The 18,808-nt window shown below is 63.1% G+C and carries 18 protein-coding genes and 1 tRNA gene; 3 read left to right on the top strand and 16 right to left on the bottom strand.

What is annotated here, in order from left to right; all coding sequences use genetic code 11:
* Positions 1-19: 19 nt before the first annotated feature.
* Complete coding sequence (locus QEH68_RS08790; protein WP_207597099.1) at positions 20-3,415, bottom strand: pyruvate carboxylase; 3,396 nt, start codon at positions 3,413-3,415, stop codon at positions 20-22.
* 302 nt (positions 3,416-3,717) lie between these two features.
* On the opposite strand from QEH68_RS08790, the gene QEH68_RS08785 reads away from it, so the two are divergent.
* A complete protein-coding gene (locus tag QEH68_RS08785; protein WP_207597098.1) occupies positions 3,718-4,527 on the top strand; it encodes a ParA family protein in 810 nt (269 codons plus the stop codon).
* A 148-nt stretch (positions 4,528-4,675) separates the two neighbouring features.
* Here the strand turns inward: QEH68_RS08785 and QEH68_RS08780 are convergent, their stop codons facing one another.
* The 5 genes from QEH68_RS08780 to gcvH all read right to left on the bottom strand — a co-directional run bounded on the left by QEH68_RS08780 (position 4,676) and on the right by gcvH (position 7,746).
* Complete coding sequence (locus QEH68_RS08780) at positions 4,676-5,269, bottom strand: MerR family transcriptional regulator (RefSeq protein WP_026542483.1); 594 nt, start codon at positions 5,267-5,269, stop codon at positions 4,676-4,678.
* A gap of 235 nt (positions 5,270-5,504) precedes the next feature.
* A complete protein-coding gene (locus tag QEH68_RS08775; RefSeq protein WP_026548570.1) occupies positions 5,505-6,008 on the bottom strand; it encodes a bifunctional nuclease family protein in 504 nt (167 codons plus the stop codon).
* Positions 6,008-6,724, bottom strand: a complete 717-nt coding sequence (locus QEH68_RS08770; protein ID WP_207597530.1) for a MerR family transcriptional regulator — start codon at positions 6,722-6,724, stop codon at positions 6,008-6,010. The genes QEH68_RS08775 and QEH68_RS08770 overlap by 1 nt, the downstream gene beginning before the upstream one ends.
* A 20-nt stretch (positions 6,725-6,744) precedes the next feature.
* Complete coding sequence (locus QEH68_RS08765) at positions 6,745-7,221, bottom strand: FHA domain-containing protein (protein WP_089594479.1); 477 nt, start codon at positions 7,219-7,221, stop codon at positions 6,745-6,747.
* 138 nt (positions 7,222-7,359) lie between these two features.
* Positions 7,360-7,746: a glycine cleavage system protein GcvH gene (gcvH, locus tag QEH68_RS08760; protein ID WP_089594478.1), complete on the bottom strand. Its 387-nt coding sequence runs from the start codon at positions 7,744-7,746 to the stop codon at positions 7,360-7,362.
* Positions 7,747-7,862: 116 nt separating this feature from the next.
* Here gcvH and QEH68_RS08755 point away from each other — a divergent pair, with 116 nt between their 5' ends.
* The gene (locus QEH68_RS08755; RefSeq protein ID WP_280627699.1) at positions 7,863-8,444 is read left to right on the top strand and encodes a hypothetical protein; all 582 of its coding nucleotides are present in this window, start codon (positions 7,863-7,865) and stop codon (positions 8,442-8,444) included.
* Positions 8,445-8,513: 69 nt separating this feature from the next.
* Here the strand turns inward: QEH68_RS08755 and QEH68_RS08750 are convergent, their stop codons facing one another.
* Positions 8,514-9,722 (bottom strand): MFS transporter, encoded by a 1,209-nt coding sequence (locus QEH68_RS08750; protein WP_280627698.1) that lies wholly within the window; start codon positions 9,720-9,722, stop codon positions 8,514-8,516.
* Between the two features lie 170 nt (positions 9,723-9,892).
* Between QEH68_RS08750 and QEH68_RS08745 the strand changes: the two genes are divergently transcribed.
* Positions 9,893-10,339 carry a MarR family transcriptional regulator gene (locus QEH68_RS08745; RefSeq protein WP_207597095.1) on the top strand — a complete coding sequence of 149 codons (447 nt, stop codon included), beginning with the start codon at positions 9,893-9,895 and terminating at the stop codon, positions 10,337-10,339.
* 123 nt (positions 10,340-10,462) lie between these two features.
* Here the strand turns inward: QEH68_RS08745 and QEH68_RS08740 are convergent.
* From QEH68_RS08740 to QEH68_RS08700, 9 genes are all read right to left on the bottom strand, one after another.
* Positions 10,463-10,536, bottom strand: a tRNA-Pro gene (locus tag QEH68_RS08740).
* Positions 10,537-10,677: 141 nt separating this feature from the next.
* On the bottom strand, positions 10,678-12,228 hold the full coding sequence (gene der / locus QEH68_RS08735; RefSeq protein WP_280627697.1) for a ribosome biogenesis GTPase Der: 1,551 nt from the start codon (positions 12,226-12,228) through the stop codon (positions 10,678-10,680).
* A gap of 10 nt (positions 12,229-12,238) precedes the next feature.
* On the bottom strand, positions 12,239-12,982 hold the full coding sequence (locus QEH68_RS08730; protein ID WP_207597093.1) for a lysophospholipid acyltransferase family protein: 744 nt from the start codon (positions 12,980-12,982) through the stop codon (positions 12,239-12,241).
* The gene (gene cmk / locus QEH68_RS08725; RefSeq protein ID WP_280627696.1) at positions 12,972-13,685 is read right to left on the bottom strand and encodes a (d)CMP kinase; all 714 of its coding nucleotides are present in this window, start codon (positions 13,683-13,685) and stop codon (positions 12,972-12,974) included. Before cmk ends, QEH68_RS08730 begins: the two co-directional genes overlap by 11 nt.
* On the bottom strand, positions 13,685-14,791 hold the full coding sequence (locus QEH68_RS08720; protein WP_280627695.1) for a prephenate dehydrogenase: 1,107 nt from the start codon (positions 14,789-14,791) through the stop codon (positions 13,685-13,687). The genes cmk and QEH68_RS08720 overlap by 1 nt, the downstream gene beginning before the upstream one ends.
* Before the next feature lie 3 nt (positions 14,792-14,794).
* A complete protein-coding gene (locus tag QEH68_RS08715; RefSeq protein WP_280627694.1) occupies positions 14,795-16,006 on the bottom strand; it encodes a pseudouridine synthase in 1,212 nt (403 codons plus the stop codon).
* Positions 16,007-16,156: 150 nt separating this feature from the next.
* Positions 16,157-16,813 (bottom strand): SMC-Scp complex subunit ScpB, encoded by a 657-nt coding sequence (locus QEH68_RS08710; protein WP_280627693.1) that lies wholly within the window; start codon positions 16,811-16,813, stop codon positions 16,157-16,159.
* Positions 16,806-17,720 carry a ScpA family protein gene (locus QEH68_RS08705; protein WP_280627692.1) on the bottom strand — a complete coding sequence of 305 codons (915 nt, stop codon included), beginning with the start codon at positions 17,718-17,720 and terminating at the stop codon, positions 16,806-16,808. Before QEH68_RS08705 ends, QEH68_RS08710 begins: the two co-directional genes overlap by 8 nt.
* A 6-nt stretch (positions 17,721-17,726) precedes the next feature.
* Positions 17,727-18,626 carry an AAA family ATPase gene (locus QEH68_RS08700; RefSeq protein ID WP_089594468.1) on the bottom strand — a complete coding sequence of 300 codons (900 nt, stop codon included), beginning with the start codon at positions 18,624-18,626 and terminating at the stop codon, positions 17,727-17,729.
* Between the last annotated feature and the right edge of the window lie 182 nt (positions 18,627-18,808).

The raw sequence follows: 18,808 nt of genomic DNA, 5'->3' as shown, positions 1-18,808 counted from the left end.
TACTTTTATGGGCGGATTGCTAGCTGATCACCAGCAGCAAGTCGCCACCCTGGACCTGCTCCACCGAGGAAATAGCCAGGCGTGAGACCGTGCCGGCTACCGGCGTGGTGATGGATGCTTCCATCTTCATCGCCTCAATGGTGGCCACGGTATCGCCTGCGTTGACGACGTCGCCCGCCTTGACAGTGACCGTCACGGCACCGGCGAACGGAGCTGCAACCTGGCCGGGCTGGGCAGGATCGGCCTTCTCTGCTGCCTTGACGTTGCTGACCACCGAACGGTCACGGACAACCACCGGGCGGGACTGGCCGTTGAGCGTGCACATCACAGTCCGCATGCCCTTCTCATCGGCTTCGGACACAGCCTCAAGCTGGGCAATGAGGCGGACGCCCTTTTCCAGCTCGATGACATGCTCTGAGCCTTGCTGGAAACCGTAGAGGTAGTCACGGGTGTCCAGCACGGAGATGTTGCCGTAGGTCTCCACACTCTTCAGGTAGTCCTTGGTGGGACCGGCGAACAGCAAACGGTTCAGCGTGTGCTGGCGCGTCTTGGAATCCCCCTTGAGCGCAGCGCTGTCTTCGGCGCTGATATCCACATCGCGGACCTTGACGCTGCGGCCCTGCAGTGCCTTGGTACGGAACGGCTCGGGCCAGCCTCCAGGAGGATCTCCGAGTTCGCCGGACAGGAAGCCGATCACGGAGTCAGGGATGTCGTAGTTCTGCGGGTTCTCGTTGAAGTCGGCCGGATCAGCGTTCAAGCCAACCAGGTGCAGGGCGAGGTCTCCCACCACCTTGGAGGAAGGCGTCACCTTGACCAGCCGGCCCAGGATGCGGTCGGCAGCGGTGTACATGTCCTCGATGGCTTCGAACTGCTCCCCCAGCCCCAGGGCAATAGCCTGCTGGCGAAGGTTGGACAGCTGGCCGCCCGGGATCTCGTGCTGGTAGACACGGCCTGTGGGGCCCGGCAGACCTGATTCGAAGGGCGCGTAGACGCGGCGGACAGCTTCCCAGTAAGGCTCCATGGCGCCCACGTTTTTCAGGCTGAGGCCGGTGTCCCGCGGGGTGTTGGCCAAGGCTGCCACCAAGGCCGAAGCGGCAGGCTGGCTGGTGGTCCCGGCAAGGGAGGCAGCAGCGACGTCAACAGCGTCCACGCCGGCTTCGACTGCAGCGAGGAGGGTTGCCAGCTGCCCGCCGGCGGTATCGTGCGTGTGGAGATGCACCGGCAGGTCGAAGCGCTCACGCAACGCCGTCACCAGCTTTGTGGCCGCAGCCGGACGCAACAGGCCTGCCATGTCCTTGATGGCGAGGATGTGGGCACCGGCGTCGACGATCTTCTGGGCGAGGTCCAGGTAGTAGTCAAGGGTGTACAGGTCCTCATTGGGGTCAAGGAGGTTGCCCGTGTAGCAAAGCGCCACTTCCGCGACGGCGGTGCCGGTGGCCCGGACGGCCCGGATGGCCGGTGCCATCTGGTTGACGTCGTTGAGGGCATCAAAGATGCGGAAGATATCGATGCCGGTGGCTGCTGCTTCGTTAACGAAAGCCTCAGTCACTTCCTCAGGGTAGGGCGTGTAGCCCACGGTGTTGCGTCCGCGGAGCAGCATCTGGAGGCAGGTGTTGGGAAGTGCCTGACGCAGTGCGGCCAGACGGTCCCAGGGGTCCTCACCGAGGAAACGCAGGGCGACGTCGTACGTCGCACCGCCCCAGGCTTCCACGGAAAGGAGTTCCGGCATCAGGGCCGTCACCGCCGGACCGGCCGCGACGAGGTCACGGGTGCGGACGCGGGTGGCCAGGAGCGACTGGTGGGCATCACGGAATGTGGTGTCCGTGACGGCCAGGGCCTGCTGCTCCCGAAGGGCCTTGGCGAAGCCCTCGGGCCCGAGTTCCATCAGCTTCTGGCGCGAACCTGAGGTGGGAACCGGCCCCTCGATCGCCGGCAGCTTACTGGCCGGGTCTGAGTGGACCGTGAGCTCACCGTTCGGCTTGTTTACAGTCACCTCGGCCAACCACGTGAGCAGCTTGGTGCCACGGTCGGCGGAGATGTGGGACTTCAGCAGCTCCGGGCGCTTGTCAATGAAGTCAGTGGCCACGTTGCCGGCGTTGAAGTCCGGATCCGCAAGGACAGCCTGCAGGAAAGGGATGTTGGTGGACACGCCGCGAATACGGAACTCTGCGAGGCCACGGCGGGCACGGGCCACTGCTGCCGGGTAGTCCCGGCCACGGCAGGTCAGCTTGACCAGCATGGAGTCAAAGTGCGGGCTGATCTCGGCACCCGAGTAAACGGTACCGCCGTCGAGCCTGACACCGGCACCGCCGGCAGAGCGGTAGCCCGTGATCTTCCCGACGTCCGGACGGAACCCGTTGGCGGGGTCTTCCGTGGTGATGCGGCACTGCAGCGCGGCACCCTTGATGGAAACGGTCTCCTGGCTCAGGCCAAGGTCCGCCAGGGTCTCACCCGACGCGATGCGCATCTGCGCCTGTACGAGGTCCACATCCGTGATTTCCTCGGTGACGGTGTGCTCCACCTGGATACGGGGGTTCATTTCGATGAACACATGCTGCCCGGCGCGCTCACCCTCGGTGTCCACCAGGAATTCCACGGTTCCCGCATTGACATAGTTGAGGGCCTTCGCGAAAGCGACGGCATCGCGGTAGAGCGCCTGGCGGATGTTCTCATCCAGGTTCGGCGCAGGAGCGATCTCCACCACCTTCTGGTGGCGCCGCTGCAGTGAACAGTCACGTTCGAAGAGGTGCATGACATTGCCCTCGGCGTCAGCCAGGATCTGCACTTCGATGTGGCGGGGACGCAACACAGCCTGCTCAAGGAACATGGTGGGATCGCCGAAGGCGGCGTCAGCCTCACGCATGGCGGACTGCAAGGCCTCGGGGAGGGCTTCGCGCGTCTCCACACGGCGCATACCGCGGCCACCGCCACCGGCGACAGCCTTTGCGAAGATGGGGAACCCAATCTCGTCCGCTGCCGCAATGAGCTCGTCAAGATCCTTGGACGGCTTGCTCGACTTCAAAACAGGCACGCCGGCCTTGCGGGCTGCTTCCAGTGCCGCAACCTTGTTGCCGGCGAGTTCCAGCACCTCCGCGGGCGGACCCACAAAGGTGATTCCGGCTGCCTTGGCAGCACGGGCGAGGTCCGGGTTCTCCGAGAGGAAGCCATAGCCGGGGTAGATGGCGTCTGCGCCGGCTTCCTTGGCGACGCGGACAACCTCCTCCACGTCAAGGTAGGCGCGGACGGGATGGCCCACCTCGCCGATCAGGTAAGCTTCGTCGGCCTTCTGCCGGTGGATCGAGTTACGGTCCTCGTGCGGAAAGACGGCTACGGTCTTGGCGCCCAGTTCATAACCAGCGCGAAACGCCCTGATCGCGATTTCGCCGCGATTGGCCACCAGAATTTTCGAAAACATACTTCTCCTGCATCATTGCGGGTGGATCGGTCGGTGGTCACAGTGTGTAGTGCCGCCAGCATCAAACACAAATCTTTGTGGCAACCATCACAATGGAATCGTCATCTGGGCTGTATATGCGTGCGCGCGATCCGACGGCATGCTATTGCCTGCTTCGTCTCCCGCGGCCGGGCGCGTAGAAAGCGGGATTCAGCCGCGATGCACCATATGATGTTGAGGGGGCTTCGGCAAGCCCCGGCTCCGGCGCTTCCGGAGCCGAATCAGCGCGATACGGCAACCGGCGTTAGGTTTTGGGTTTTCAAGTGCAAGTAGTCAGCATCAGCAGCCTCAAAGGTGGAGTGGGAAAGACGTCCGTGACCACTGGTCTGGCGTCCGCGGCCCTCGCCGCCGGCATTCCTACCCTGGTGGTCGATCTCGATCCCCACGCCGACGCCACCACGGCACTGGGTGTCCAGCCGGGCGGGCAACTGGACATCGGCCGGATGCTGAAAAGCCCCCGGAAGGCCCGGCTCCAGGAAAACGTGGCGGGCAGCAGCTGGGTCTCCAACGGATCAAGCGACGGCACCCTGGATGTCGCAGTAGGTTCGGCGTTCACTGGAATCTACGATCGCCCGGACCTGGGACGGCGCGACCTCCGAAGGCTGTCAGCAGTACTGGCCGGCACCACAGCTTATGAACTCGTGCTGGTGGACTGCCCACCGTCCCTCAACGGGTTGACGCGCATGGCGTGGAGCGCCAGTGACCGGGTGGTCCTTGTGGCTGAGCCCGGGCTGTTCTCCGTAGCCGGCACTGAACGCACCATGAGGGCCATTCAACTCTTCCGGCAGGAGTTCGCTCCCAACCTGGCTCCGGCCGGCATCGTTGCCAACCGGGTTCGTACAGGCTCCGCAGAACACACCTTCCGCCTGGCTGAAATGGAGTCAATGTTCGGTGACTTGCTGCTGACTCCCCACATTCCGGAACAAGCAAATTGGCAGCAGATCCAGGGTGCAGCCCACTCTGTGCACCACTGGCCCGGGGATTCGGCCAAGAACTCCGCCAAGCTGTTCGATGCGCTCCTAGAGAGCCTCCTGGCGGGACAACCATCCCTGCGGGACCGCCGCCAGCGCTAGGTGATGCAGCCTCGCACAGGGGCTGGAGCAAACAGCAGAGCGGGAACCACAGCAAACCTGGTATCGACAAGGAAAGCCTCCTCCCCAAGGGGAAGAGGCTTTCTGTGGTTTAAGACCGGGTCGTGCGGTCCAGTCGATGCGGCAGGGTTCAGCCGATGCGGCGGGCCACTCGCCGCTTGCTCAATTCGTCGTCGGGAAAGGACTGCTCCACGGCGTGTTCACTCGGAAGAGCGGCCAGGCTTCCCTCTACTTCCCGCCATACGCGTCCAACGGCTATGCCGAAGACGCCCTGTCCGCCTTGGACGAGGTCAATGACTTCGTCCGCAGAGGTACATTCATAAACGCTCGCGCCGTCGCTCATCAGGGTAATTTGCGCAAGGTCCTCAACACCCCTCTCGCGGAGGTGCTCCACAGCGGTTCGGATCTGCTGCAGGGACACACCTGTATCAAGGAGCCGCTTGACCACTTTGAGAACCAGGATGTCGCGGAATCCATAAAGCCGCTGGGACCCGGATCCTGCCGCGCCGCGTACGGCCGGCTCCACCAGGCCCGTACGGGCCCAGTAATCGAGTTGGCGGTACGTGATGCCTGCGGCTTTGCATGCAGTGGGACCGCGGTAGCCCGCGTCCTCGTCCAGCACAGGAAGGTCCTCTGTGAAGAGTAAACCTTGGGCGCCGGATGCGGGCGCAGCAATGCCGGTCGAGGCCTGCTTCAGCTCGCCTGCTTCGCCTTTCGGACTCACGTGACCTCCTTGTTCTCAGTTCCCTTGGGGACGGTGCATACCCTGGCACAACACTGAAATGCAGCAGTGTAATTCCCACAAGTCCGCACCTTCCAGTGTGACTTGCGCAGGCAGTGTATGCAACGGGAACTTGATATCTTCGACGTTAGGCCCGTCGGGGGCCGAGGTCAAAGACCTTGGCCCCAATTTCCGGTCGTGTCGAAACTTTCACCCTCAACTTTAGGCTTAAGGTCCCTCAGCCCTCGAAGTCTTCGGGTTCCACGTCGTCCAGAAACTCCCGGAAGCGGCGCATTTCGCGCTCTTCGTCCACGCTGGGATCCGGCTCGGAGTCTTCACCTTCGTCGTGTTCCGTGATCCGGACACCGGCTTCTTCCATCACGGCATCAGCGCACCAAATGCGGCACTTGGCCCGGAGCGCCAGCGCCAGCGCGTCCGAAGCCCGGGAACTGACCACGGTGCCGTCGTCGAACTGCAGTTGCCCGTAAAAGATGTTGTCCTCAACAGCAACGATGTTGACGCTGATGATGGAGTGCCCCAGCGATTCAACAACGTCCACCAAGAGGTCGTGCGTCATGGGCCGGGGCGGAACCACTCCCTGCTGGGCCAAAGCAATGGCGCTGGCCTCCGGGGTGCCGATCCAGATAGGTACATGCCGTTCGCCATTGAGTTCGCGAAGAAGCACCAAGGGCTGGTTGGACGGCAACTCTATGCGCACGCCTACGATTTCGACTTCGATCATCAGCTGTCCATCCGGGAGATGCGATCATGGACGAGCGCCCTGTGAAGGGTGAGGCAGAGCTCACTGATCTCGCGGGCAGCTTCTGCTGCGCGGGCTTGGGACGCGGCGTCGCGGCGGGACGTCAGAGGCGCTACGGCCCGTTCCACCAAACCGAACTCACGGTCTGCCGCGGCCTGGAATGGACGAAGGTGCCTCGGTTCGAGGCCGTGCCCTTCCAACTGCACGCAGGCCCGCGCCACTTGAAGGGCGTGCTCGTCGAACCGCCCGCCGACGTGGCTGATAAGCCCGAAGCTCAGCAGTGATTCAAGCAACGGCACGCTCGCTCCCGACTCAGAGCGCAACTGCTCCTCGGTCAGTGCCCTCGCCCGTCCTTGCCTCTCGGCAGCCATTCCGGCCGAAACAGCTTGGGGCGCCACTGTCACGCCGGGTGGCAGATTTTCCGGGCGCTCACCGCGATCAATGGCGTCCAGGTAGTCCTTAATGACTTTCAGCGGAAGGTACTGATCGCGCTGCAGCGCGAGGACGAAACGGAGGCGCTCGACGTCACCGTCCGCATACTGCCTGTAGCCTGCAGCGGTCCGCTTGGGGTTGATGAGCCCCTTTTCCTCCAGGAACCGGATTTTGGACGCAGTCATGCCAGGGAAGTCGTCACTCAGCTGGGCGAGGACTTCTCCAATGTTCAGGACCTGCGGTCCTCGGCGGTCCGGCTGGGCGATAGCCACAGGCAGGTACCCCGTCAGACTTGGCCTGCTGCGCGGACAGGGCTCAGGTAGTAGGTCAACCGGAACTTGCCGATCTGCACCTCGTTGCCGCTCTTCAGGTGCACACGGTCAACGCGGTCGTGGTTGACATATGTTCCGTTGAGGCTGCCCATGTCCACCAGTTCGAAGCCCGATGCCGTGCGAAGGAACTGGACGTGCTTGCGGGACACCGTGACGTCATCCAGGAAGATGTCTGCGTCCGGGTGCCGGCCCGCAGTGGTGGTGTCCGCATCCAAAAGGAACCGCGCTCCGGCGTTGGGCCCGCTGTGGGCAATAAGCAAGGCCGAGTTGGGCGGTAGTGCTTCCACGGATGCGCGCTCTTCAGGGGCCAGCTTGGGGGCGATGCTTGGCTCGTCCCACGTTGGCGTGATGCTGATGGAGGTGGTCTCCGACGTAGGCTGTTCCTCCGCGCCGTTCCCGACATTGGCTTGATTCTGTTCGCCGCCAACCATGGAATTTCCTCCTCATCTGCCGGCAGTTCAAAAACCTGCCAGCCACTTCCGCATCCCGGTACCGCCGGGCAAATCGGTTGCTGGCCCGCCGTCGCGCTTTTCCCGCTAAGGAAATTCAGCCTGGCGGGCCAGATAACTTTAGCCTACCTGTTGTTCGTACTCTGATGCACTGAGCAGGGAATCCACTGCATCTGCTTCTGCGAGCTTGACCTCAATGAGCCACCCTTCACCGTAAGGATCCGAGTTAATCAGCGCAGGATCGGTGTCCAACGCGTCATTGCGATTAATGACCTCGCCGCTCACGGGAGCATAGATGTCGCTGACGCTCTTGGTGGACTCAACTTCCCCCACCACCTCATTGCCGGTGACTTTTGTCCCGGGCTCAGGCATCTGGGCGTAAACGACGTCGCCCAGGGCATCCTGCGCAAAGTCGGTAATACCAATCCGCACAACGCCTTCGGCATCGGGAGCGGTAACCCATTCGTGCTCCGCGGTATAGGAAAGATCTTCTGGAATATTGCTCACGGGTGGCCTTTCATCGGGACAATGACGAACCTCGACGGCGGCCTGTGCTGGTGGCCACCGCTGAAAGTATAGGCACATTTCCCTGCGCCCAAGGGGGTCTCTGCCATGATTGACCCATGACTGAACAAGCACAAGTACCAGCTCGGAAAAAGCGCAATTGGGGCGTCAAAATAATCCTGATACTGGTGGCATTGCTTGTCGCTGTGGCCGCCTACTTTATTCTGGGGGCCATTCTCCCCCGCTGGTGGTCCGATGTCATTGCCGGCCAGATCAAGCGGGATCTCGGAGCCAGTGTCCTGGTGGGCATGTTCTACGGTTTCGTCTTCACCTTCGTTCCCCTCCTTGTGGCCTGGCAAGCCACCCGCAAGGCAGTCGCCTGGCCGTGGAAGATCGTCATTCTCCTGGCGGCAGTTGCCATCGCCACCCCGAACCTCCTGACGGCCGGCATTGCCTTTGGAACCTCGGAATCAGCCCACGCAGGCCAGCGGACGCTGAGCGTGGACGCCGGCTTCTTTACAACCTGGACGGCCGTGTCTGCCATCGCGGCAGTCGTGGTCTTCATCGCCGTTACAGTCCTGTGGGCTCTTTGGCGCCGGCGGGGCAAACAAATGAAAGCGCTGAAGCAGGCGGAAAACCAGCGCGTCAAGGCGGCGAAAAGCGCAGCAGCGGAGACGCAGGGACCCACGCCAAGCGCCTAGGCCACCCCACAGAACACGAAGCCCGCCACGGAACAATCCGTGGCGGGCTTCTTTTGCCGATGGGACACCTCAGGCGACGGTAGCCCCGCGTGGCTCGCGTTCGCCGTCGGGCGTGGCAGCAATTGTTGCGACTCCCCCGCGCTTTGCGGCAGCGGCAGCAAAGACCATGACCAGCAGCGCAGCGACGGTAATGCCGGCACCGGCCCAAATGGGCGAGGTGTAGCCGAGGCCAGCGGTGATGGTCACGCCGCCCAGCCAGGCTCCGAGAGCGTTACCCAGGTTGAAGGCACCGATGTTTGCGCCGGACGCCAGCGTTGGGGCCGTGGAGGCAAAGTGCATCACGCGCATCTGGAGGCCGGGGACCGTCGCGAAGCCGAAACCACCCATGAGCGCCAGCGAAACCAGCGTTGCGATGCTGCTGGACGCGGTGAGGGCGAAGAAGACCAACACTGCGACGAGCCCGGCGAGGATGACGACGAGGGATTTGTCCAATGCTCTGTCGGCAGCCTTGCCACCGAGGAAGTTTCCAACGAAGAGGCCACCACCGAAGAGCACCAGGAGCCACGGCACGGCGCTGGACTCAAACCCGGAGACCTCCGTCAGCGTGAAGGCGATGTAGGTAAAGGCGCCAAACATCCCGCCGAAGCCGAGGATGGTCACAATGATGGAAAGCCAGACCTGGCCGGACCGGAAGGCTCCAAGCTCACTGCGCAGGCCCTTGGTCGGTTCGGTGCCGGCCTTGGGGACCATGAGCGCGATGCCCACCAAGGCGATCACGCCAATGATGGTGATCGCCCAGAACGTGGAGCGCCAGCCGAAGTTCTGGCCCAGCAGGGTTCCGAAAGGCACGCCCAGGACGTTCGCGGCGGTGAGGCCCGTGAACATGATGGCAATGGCACCGGCCTTCTTGTGCGCCGGAACCAGGCTGGCCGCCACTACCGAGCCGATGCCGAAGAAAGCACCGTGGCACAGTGCGGCGACAATGCGGCCTACGAGCATTGCCGTGTAGCTGTCCGCGATGGCGGACAGGAAGTTGCCCGCAATGAACAGGACGAGCAAGCCCACCAGAACAGGCTTCCGCGGAAGCCGGGTCACGGCCGCCGTGACCAGCAGTGCGCCAACCGTAACGCTCAGGGCATAGCCGGAGATGAACCAGCCGGCTGCAGCCTCGCTGACCTGGAAGTCGGCGGCAACCTCGGGCAAGAGACCCATGATCACGAATTCTGTCAGTCCGATGCCGAATCCGCCGAGGGCAAGGGCAATTAACCCTGCGGGCATGTGAAGCTCCTTATGTGGTGGCTCCCAGGGAAAGTGGAACTGCGCCTCCGGGAACCGTAGAATAATAGTTGCAGACGCTTTATATATAGTTGCACACGCTAGGTACTTGCGCAAGCAACTAGTTTCCGGCGTCCCGATCTACACGACATCAAGTCAGGAGCACAGCAAACATGGGCATCAAGGATGACGCCGTAGAAGTTCGGGCGCAGGGTTGGCGGACCCTTGCCGCCCTGCACGGAAGCATCGAAGGGGAACTGGAGAAGGCGCTCCAGGCCTCAAGTGACCTGTCGGTAGTGGAGTACACGGTGCTGGATGCCCTGAGCCGCCAGGACGGCTGGCATATGCGGATGCAGCAACTGGCCCGCGCCACGGCCCTGTCCAGCAGCGCTACCACCCGCCTGGTCAACCGCTTGGAGGACCGCGGCCTGCTCACGCGCATCCTGTGCGCCGACGACCGTCGCGGCATCTACACCGAGCTCACCATCAGCGGACAAGAACTCTTGGAGTCGGCCAAGCCGGTCCACGACGAGACGCTGGCCTCCGCCCTTGAGGCCGCCGCCTCCGTGCCGGAGCTTGAACCGTTGGTGCGGGCACTCGGCGCGCTGCAGAGGGTTTAGCCCTACCCCCGTCATCCTTTGCTTCACCCGACGCAACCCGACGCTGACGCAAGGTGAAGCGAAGGGCCGGAAACAAGAAAGGACCGGAATCCCGCGTTTCCGCGTGATTCCGGTCCTTCATTGTCGGGCTGACAGGATTTGAACCTGCGACCCCTTGACCCCCAGTCAAGTGCGCTACCAAGCTGCGCTACAGCCCGCTGGTTCCACCGTTCTCCGCCTAGGTTATCCTCCGAAGAGTCCCACCTAAGCAGTCCGGCCGAACCACCTCCAAAAGCTTACACGAAGTTGGAGGTCGGAGACGCCATCACAGCCAAACTCGGCTGTGATGCCCGTCTCACTTAGCGCTTCTTGCCACGCTTCTCGCGGACGCGCATGTTGACCTCGATGGGCGTACCCTCGAAGCCGAACGTTTCGCGGAGGCGACGCGTGATGAAGCGACGGTATCCGGGATCCAGGAACCCGGTGGTGAAGAGCACAAACTTCGGCGGGCGGCTGGAAGCCTGGGTGCCGAAGAGGATGCGGGGCTGCTTTCCACCACGGACCGGGTGCGGGTGCGCAGCGACGAGCTCGCCCAGGAACGCGTTCAGGCGTCCCGTGGGAATGCGGCGGTCCCAGCTCTCCAGTGCGATATCCAGGGCAGGAACCAAACGGTCCTTGTGCCAGCCGGTCTTGGCTGAGATGTTGACGCGGGGCGCCCACTCAACGTGCGCCAGGTCCTGCTCGATTTCGCGTTCCAGGTAGCGGCGGCGTTCGTCGTCCAGCAGGTCCCACTTGTTGAAGGCGAGGACCAGTGCACGGCCGGATTCAATGGCCAGCTGGAGGATACGCACGTCCTGCTCACTGAGGACTTCATCGACGGCAAGAAGCACGACGGCGACCTCCGCCTTTTCGAGCGCGGCCTGCGTCCGCAGGGAAGCGTAGAAATCGGCGCCCTGGGCCATGTGCTGGCGGCGGCGGATACCTGCGGTGTCCACGAAACGCCAGGTACGGTCGCCAAGTTCGATGAATTCGTCGACAGGGTCACGTGTGGTCCCGGCCAGCGGATCAACCACGACGCGCTCAGAGCCTGCAAGCTTGTTCAGCAGCGAGGACTTGCCAACATTCGGGCGTCCGATCAAGGCGATACGGCGCGGACCGCCGGAGCGCTCAACGCCTTCCACCTGGGAGAACTCGGGAAGGGTATCCATGACGTGGTCCAGGAGGTCGGCAACGCCACGTCCGTGCAGTGCCGATACCGGGTACGGTTCGCCGAAGCCCAAGCCCCACAGCGTTGCCGAGTCAGCTTCCTGTGCGAAGTCGTCCACTTTGTTGGCCACCATGATGACCGGCTTCTTGCTCTTGCGGAGCATCTTCATGACACCCTCGTCCGTGGCCGTGGCACCAACGGCGGAATCCACCACAAAGAGGACGGCGTCTGCAAGCTCAACGGCCATCTCGGCCTGCTCGGCTACGCGGGCGTGGATGCCCTTGGCATCGTGCTCCCATCCACCGGTATCAACCAAGGTGAAGTTGCGGCCATTCCAGCGCGCCGAGTACATGACGCGGTCGCGGGTAACGCCCGGGGTGTCCTCAACCACGGCTTCGCGGCGGCCCAGGATGCGGTTGACCAATGTGGATTTGCCCACGTTCGGGCGGCCGATGATGGCCAAGACGGGGTCCAGCTTGAGGGGACCTTCGTCGCCTTCGTCGCCGTATTCGCCGCTGAGAAGTGCGGCATCTTCGTCATCGAGCTCGTAGTCGTCCAGGCCGGCACGCAGGGTGGCCGCGCGGAGCTCGGCCTCGTCATCGTCCAGGGCAGCCAGGTTTTCAGCCACCTGGTCGGTGCCGGTGGGCGTGTATTCGTCGTCGCCGGCTCCGTGGAGGCCGGATTTTTGAGTCGTATCGCTCATTGCACTTTCCTTAGGGGTGGTCTGCCGGCGTCCCGGCTACTGCTGTATGGCGGTGCTGCGGAGTGGATTCTCCGGGCGCAGGATCCCGGGGAAGGCCCTGTCCTGTGGCACGGATGGCATCCTGGACGTGATCGGCCAGGGCTGCGCGGATTTCCGCAGCCGCCCTGTCCATTGAAACACGGCCCGGTTCACCCTTCCGGCGCTTCACCGTAAGAGGTTCACCGAAGCTCACGTGGAGCTTGCGGCGCGGTTTGGGGATATGGTCGCGGTGCTCGTCGCCCTGGCGGGTTCCGAGGATGGCCACCGGTATTACTGTTGCTCCGGAGTTAATGGCAAGCCAGGCAACCCCGTTGCTGATGCTTTCGGCTGCACCGCTCCCCCGCGTGCCTTCCGGAAGAATCCCGACGCAGCGGCCGTCGTCGAGCAGTTGCTTGCCGAGATGCAGGGCGGCGCGGTCCCCGGAACGGTCCACCGGAATCTGTCCGGAGCCCCGCAGGACTGAACCAAGGAAGCCCCTGAACATCTCTTTCTTGACGAGGATGTGCATAGGCCGCGGAGAGGCGCCGAACATCACAGGCCCATCGAGGAAGCTGATGTGGTTCGCGGCGAAAATCACCGGTCCGCCGGCGGGAACGTTGCTTTTACCCGCCACGACGGTCCGGTACATGACGTGGTCAAGGAACCACCCGACGGGGCGGCTCCACACTTTGGTCCACGGAGCGGGAAGCCCGTGTCCTTGTTCCTTAGTCGCCATAGATCACCTTGCTGACGATCGCCAGGGCGGTCTCCACTGTTTCCTCGAAGTCCAGATCCGAGGAATCCAGCGTCACCACGCCATCAGCTGCCTGGGTGAAGTTCACCACCGTGGAGTCCTTGGCGTCACGCTGGATGACTTGGGCTGCCAGCTGCTCTTTGCTCTGGGTGCCACCCAACTGGATGCCCCGGCGCCGGAGCCGTGCTTCCTCGCTGGCGGTCAGGAGCATGCGGACCTCGGCATTGGGGACGACGACGGTGGTGATGTCGCGTCCCTCCACCACCATGCGGTGGTGGTGCTGGTCGATCAGCTCACGCTGGCGGCGGATGAGCTCCGTGCGGGCACCGAGCGTAGTGGCCACAGCGCTGACGGACGAGGAGATCAAGGGATCCCGGATTTCGTCCGTGACGTCTGTGCCATCCACTGCCACGTACTCCGCAGCAGTGGATGTGCTGATCTCCAACGGCATGGCTTTGGAAGCCTGCTCCACTGCTGCGCCGTCCTGGAGGTCAACGCCTGTCTTGAGGCAGTACCAGGTGAGGGCCCGGTACATCGCGCCCGTATCCAGGTAAGCCAGTTTCAAGCGCCGGGCAACTTCCTTGCTGACGCTGGATTTGCCCGATCCGGAAGGACCGTCGATGGCAATGACCAACGGCTTGCCCGGACGGGCTACCGTTTCCGGTCCAAAAAATTCACGCGTCATTACTGGAGTACCCGCCATCCACGGTCAGTCAAAGCTTCAACAAGGAGGTCATGCTTGCTGGGAAGCACGGAAAGCTCCACCATGCCCACGTTTTGTCCCGACGAATGGTCGAGCCGGAGGTCCTCGAGGTTCACGCCAATCTCGCCGATCTCCGTGAGAAGGTGGGCAATCTGGCCCGGTTTGTCGTCCACCAGGATGGTGAGCCACGAGTAGGCCTGCGGAGGTCCGCCGTGTTTACCGGGAATCCTCGCCTGCCCTGCATTGCCCTCACTGATCAGTTGCGCAAGGTCCAGCCGAGCGCCGGGCGCCAACGGCTCTTCAAGCGTTCCGATCAAGCGGTTCAGGTCCTCGCGGACACCGTGCAGGATGGAAACCACCTTTTCCGCGTTGCCTCCCAGGATCTGCACCCAAAGGGTGGGATCGCTGGCGGCGATGCGGGTGGTGTCCCGAAGCCCGTTGCCAGCCAAGGAAAGGGCATGCAGGGGCGTACCTTGCAGCCGGCTGGCCAACAGGGAAGACATAATCTGGGGCAAATGCGATACCAGTGCCACAGCTTCATCGTGTTCGTCTGCCGTGAATTGGGAGACGATTCCCCCAAGATCCCCGGCCAACGACCGGGCAGCCTGAAGCGCCGCATCCGAGGTTTCCTCTGACGGGCAAACAACCCACGGCATGGAGGTGAAAAGCTCTCCCCGGGCAGCCACCGGGCCTGACTTCTCACGCCCGGCCATAGGATGCGTCCCCACATAGCGGGACAGGTCCACGCCACGCTCACGCAGCTGCGCCTGAATGGTCGCTTTCACGCTCGCGATGTCAACCACGACGGCGGACGGGTAGTCCGCCAAGGCCTTCTGCACGACGTCGGCGGTAACGTCCGGCGGAGCCGCGACAACCACCAGCTGGGGTTCTTCACCCAACTCGCCCAACGGCCGTCCCGCTCCAATATCCACCGCGACCGCCTGATTGGTGGGCGAAGGATCGGAAAGGAAGACCGGAACTCCGCGTCCGCGCAGGCCGAGGCCAATGCTGGCCCCCAGCAAGCCTGTACCGAGAACGACGACCGGGCCATCGAGATGGCCCCGGCCGTGCGTACCGAATGCCGACATGCCCTAGAGCCCTACAGATGCCAGGAGGTGTCCGACTTCCTGCCTGCCGAGGTTGCGGATGCTGCCCTGGCGCTGGTCACCCAAGCCGATGGGGCCGACCTTCACGCGGACAAGACGTTCAACCGGGAACCCGACGGCGTCAAACATACGGCGCACGATGCGGTTCTTGCCTGAGTGGAGCACAACCTCGATGAGGACGTGGCCCGGGGTGGAGTCCACCAACCGGAACGAGTCCACTGCGGCAACACCGTCTTCGAGCTCGACGCCGTTCTTCAGCTTCGCGCCCACGCCCTGCGGGAACGGGCCGCGCACCTGGACGAGGTACGTCTTGGGTACCTCATAGGAAGGGTGCGTCAAGCGGTTGGCGAGTTCGCCGTCGTTCGTCAGCAGCAGCAGCCCCTCAGTGGCGACATCGAGACGGCCAACGTGGAACAGGCGTTCGCCCTTGTTCTTGTTGTTCTTCAGGAAGTCGCTGATGCAGGGACGGCCTTCGGGGTCCTCCATGGTGGAGACGACGCCCTTGGGCTTGTTGAAGACCATGTAGACGAGGGTTTCGTCGAGCTGGATCCGGATGCCATCGACGTGGATCACGGCAGCCGTGGGGTCCACGCGCATACCAAGCTCGGTGGTCACTACGCCATCAACCTCGACGCGTCCCTCGAGGATCATTTCCTCACAGACGCGGCGTGAAGCCACGCCGGCTTGAGCCATGACCTTCTGCAGGCGTACGCCGTCAACATCGTGAAGGTCCGACTGCGGGACTTCCTGGCGCGGTCCGCGGTTGCGGCCTGGCTTGCGGATGGGACCCAGGTTCTGGCCGAATCGTTCGCTGCCGAATGCCTTGGAGCCGTACTGCCTGGCGGGCTTGGCCTTGGGCTTCAGTGCGCCCGGCGTACCGGGTGCCTTGCCAAAGCCGGGCTTGTTGGAGCCGGGCTTGCGGAAGGGCTTCGCGGGCCTGGAGGCCTGGCCCCGGTCAAAGTCGCCCGCAGTTGTGGGGTTGTCAGGATCGAAAGGTGCCGCTTCGCGCGGCTTCGGAGCCTTGAAGGGTCGGCCTTCGCCCTGGGTGAAGTTGCGCTTTCCAGCGCCGGCGCTGCCGCCGCGGCCTGAGAAGCCGCCGGCGTTGGTGCGGCCCGTGCCGCCCTTGGCCTCATTGCGTCCAGAACCGTTGCGTCCCGAACTGTTACGTGGTGAACTCTGGCGTCCCGCCTGTGTCATGACCCGTCCTTGTGTAGTAATGGCCGGCTTTCCGTGCTGCAATCAACACTAGCCAGCCGGGCAGACATCGTCTGCCCCTTGTCGCTGTGCACCCTGAAGGTGCCGTGAATCCATCTGAAGTTTTCCTGCGATGCCGGGCGTAGCCTGTGGCTACATCCGGCTGGCGTCGTAGTACTCGTCAATTCCTTCCAATCCTGGAAGGTGTGGCGAAAGCTGTGGCAGTTCAGCCACTGAGCCAATACCCATCCGCTCCAGGAAATACGAGGTTGTCCGGTAAAGGACAGCCCCGGATTCGGGATCGTTTCCGGAATCCTCGATCAAACCCCGTTGGGTGAGTGTCCGGACTACCGAATCGACGTTGACGCCGCGAATGGCAGATACCCGGGCCCTGGAGACCGGTTGCCGGTAAGCTATGACCGCCAGGGTCTCAAGCGCTGCTTGAGTGAGCCTGGTGGTCTGCCCTTCGAGAACGAACCTTCCCACGATGTCGGCAAAATCCGACCGTGAATAGATGCGCCACCCGCCGGCGACATTCCGCAATTCAAAACCCCGGGGTGCAGTGCTGGCATCGGCATAGCCGACAGCATCCACGTCCGGGGCTTTAACAGTATAGCCGCTATACTCCCGTTGCAGGTCATGCAGCAAATCCTCGACGACGGAGACCGTCACGTTGAGTCCGGCGGCCAACTCTTCCGACGTAGCAGGCTCGTCGATGACCATGAGCACTGCCTCCAAGGCTGCCCGTGCACCACCTGGCAGCGCTTCCAGGTCAGCCAGCCCCTCCTGGGCCGTTTCCTGCTCATTCACTGCTGTTCTCCCCGTTTTCCGGCCCCACGCCAGTCTCATACTCTTCACTCAGGCGGGAACTGTCCCACCCGGCGTCGTCGCCCGTCCACCGAACCGTCAACTCCGCCAAGGGTGCGGGCTGTTCGAAAGCCACCACGCGGTCCCGGAACATTTCCAACAACGCAAGGAAGCGTGCCACGACCACCAGGGTGGTTTCTGCGTCGGCTATCAGCGCCTGGAAGGACAAGGGCGCGCCCAGCTTCAGGCGGTGGCCCATGATCCCGGCCTGTTCCTTGACGCTCACCGGCGGAGCGTGAAGATGGTCCAAGCCCACCTCGGCGGGAGCCGAATCCTTGGGTTTCAGCGCCTTGGCAGCAAGTTCCGCGAACTGTTCCGGGGTATGGCGCCATACGAGTTCGGGCAGCAGGGCGGCGAGATGGCTTTCCAGAGCAACCTGGCGCGGATAACGACGCGCTTCCTGTTCCAGCGTTTCACCCAGGATCCCGGCTATCTGCTTGAAAGCCTTGTACTGCAGGAGGCGGGCGAACAGGAGATCCCTCGCCTCAAGGAGCGCAATATCCTCTGCGTCCTCCACCTCACCGGCCGGCAGGAGGCGCGCGGCCTTGAGATCCAGCAGAGTGGCGGCGATGACCAGGAACTCGCTGGCTTCGTCCAGCGCCCAGTCCTCCCCCAGCTCCTGGAGCCGGCGGATGTACTTGATGAACTCATCGGTGACGGTGGCCAAGGCCACTTCGGTGATATCCATCTTGTGCTTGGAGATCAGGCCAAGCAGGAGATCGAACGGGCCCGTGAAGTTGGCCAGCCGTACCTCAAAACCGGGTTTGCGGGCTTCGGCGGTACCGGCGTCGGGCGCTTCCGCAGCAGCGGAAGCGCCAGCTTCCATGGCCGGAGCGAGAGACGGTCCCACGGTCGGCTAGGGCGCGCCGCCGCGCGAGATCAATTCCTTGGCAAGCCGGCGGTAGGCGTCGGCGCCAATGTGGTTGCCCGCATAACTGGTGATGGGCTCGGCCGCGACCGTTGCATCCGCGAACTTGATGGAGCGCTTGATGACGGTCTCGAACACCTTGTCACCGAAGGCTTCCACGAGACGTGAAATCACTTCGCGGCTGTGCAGGGTGCGGGCGTCGTACATGGTGGCCAGGACACCGTCCACCTGCAGCCTCGGGTTGAGGCGGTCCTGGACCTTTTCGATGGTTTCCACCAGGAGGGCCACTGCCCGCAAGGCGAAGAACTCACAGATCAGCGGAATAATGACTCCGTGCGCTGCCGTCAGTGCATTGACGGTCAGCAGCCCCAGGGACGGCTGGCAGTCGATCAGGACGACGTCGTAATCGTCCTCGACGCTCTTGAGCGCGCGGTCCAATACCTGCTCGCGTGCCACCTCGTTGACGAGTTGGACTTCTGCGGCGGAGAGGTCGATGTTGGCGGGAAGAAGGTCAACGCCCTCGACGCCGGTCTGCTGGATGGCATCCCGGATACTCACTTTGCGGTCCATCAGGACGTTGTACACAGTGAGGTCGAGCTCGTGCGGATTGGCTCCCAGGCCCGCGGAGAGCGCGCCCTGGGGATCAAAGTCCACCAGCAGGACACGCCGGCCGTATTCGGCGAGCGCAGCAGCGAGATTGATGGTGGAGGTGGTTTTACCCACGCCACCTTTCTGGTTGACCATGGCGATAACTCTCGCCGGGCCGTGGGAAGCAAGGGGAGCAGGTTCCGGAAATTCGCGGTAAGGGCGGCCTGTTGGCCCCATGATGGCGTCTTCCAGATCGAGCTCGGTGCCTCCCAGCGTAGCTGTTCCTCGTTCGATGCTCACGTATCTAACCACTCTTTCGACGACGATCTTCCCTGCCGCTGGCCCCCAGCTACAGCGCTACTACCCACCTAGGCTACAGCGCCCGACACGGTTATTTGGGGAACTTGACTTTGTCCTGCTCGTGAGCCTTGACCCTCTAGCTGAGGTAGAAGGTTGCCTTCATTGCCGCAGTTTGGCGGCCA

This window comes from Paenarthrobacter sp. OM7, assembly GCF_029873575.1.
In the GTDB taxonomy this organism is placed as follows: domain Bacteria; phylum Actinomycetota; class Actinomycetes; order Actinomycetales; family Micrococcaceae; genus Arthrobacter.
Note: the sequence above shows the minus strand (reverse complement) of the source record. Positions and strands in the feature narration are given on the sequence as shown.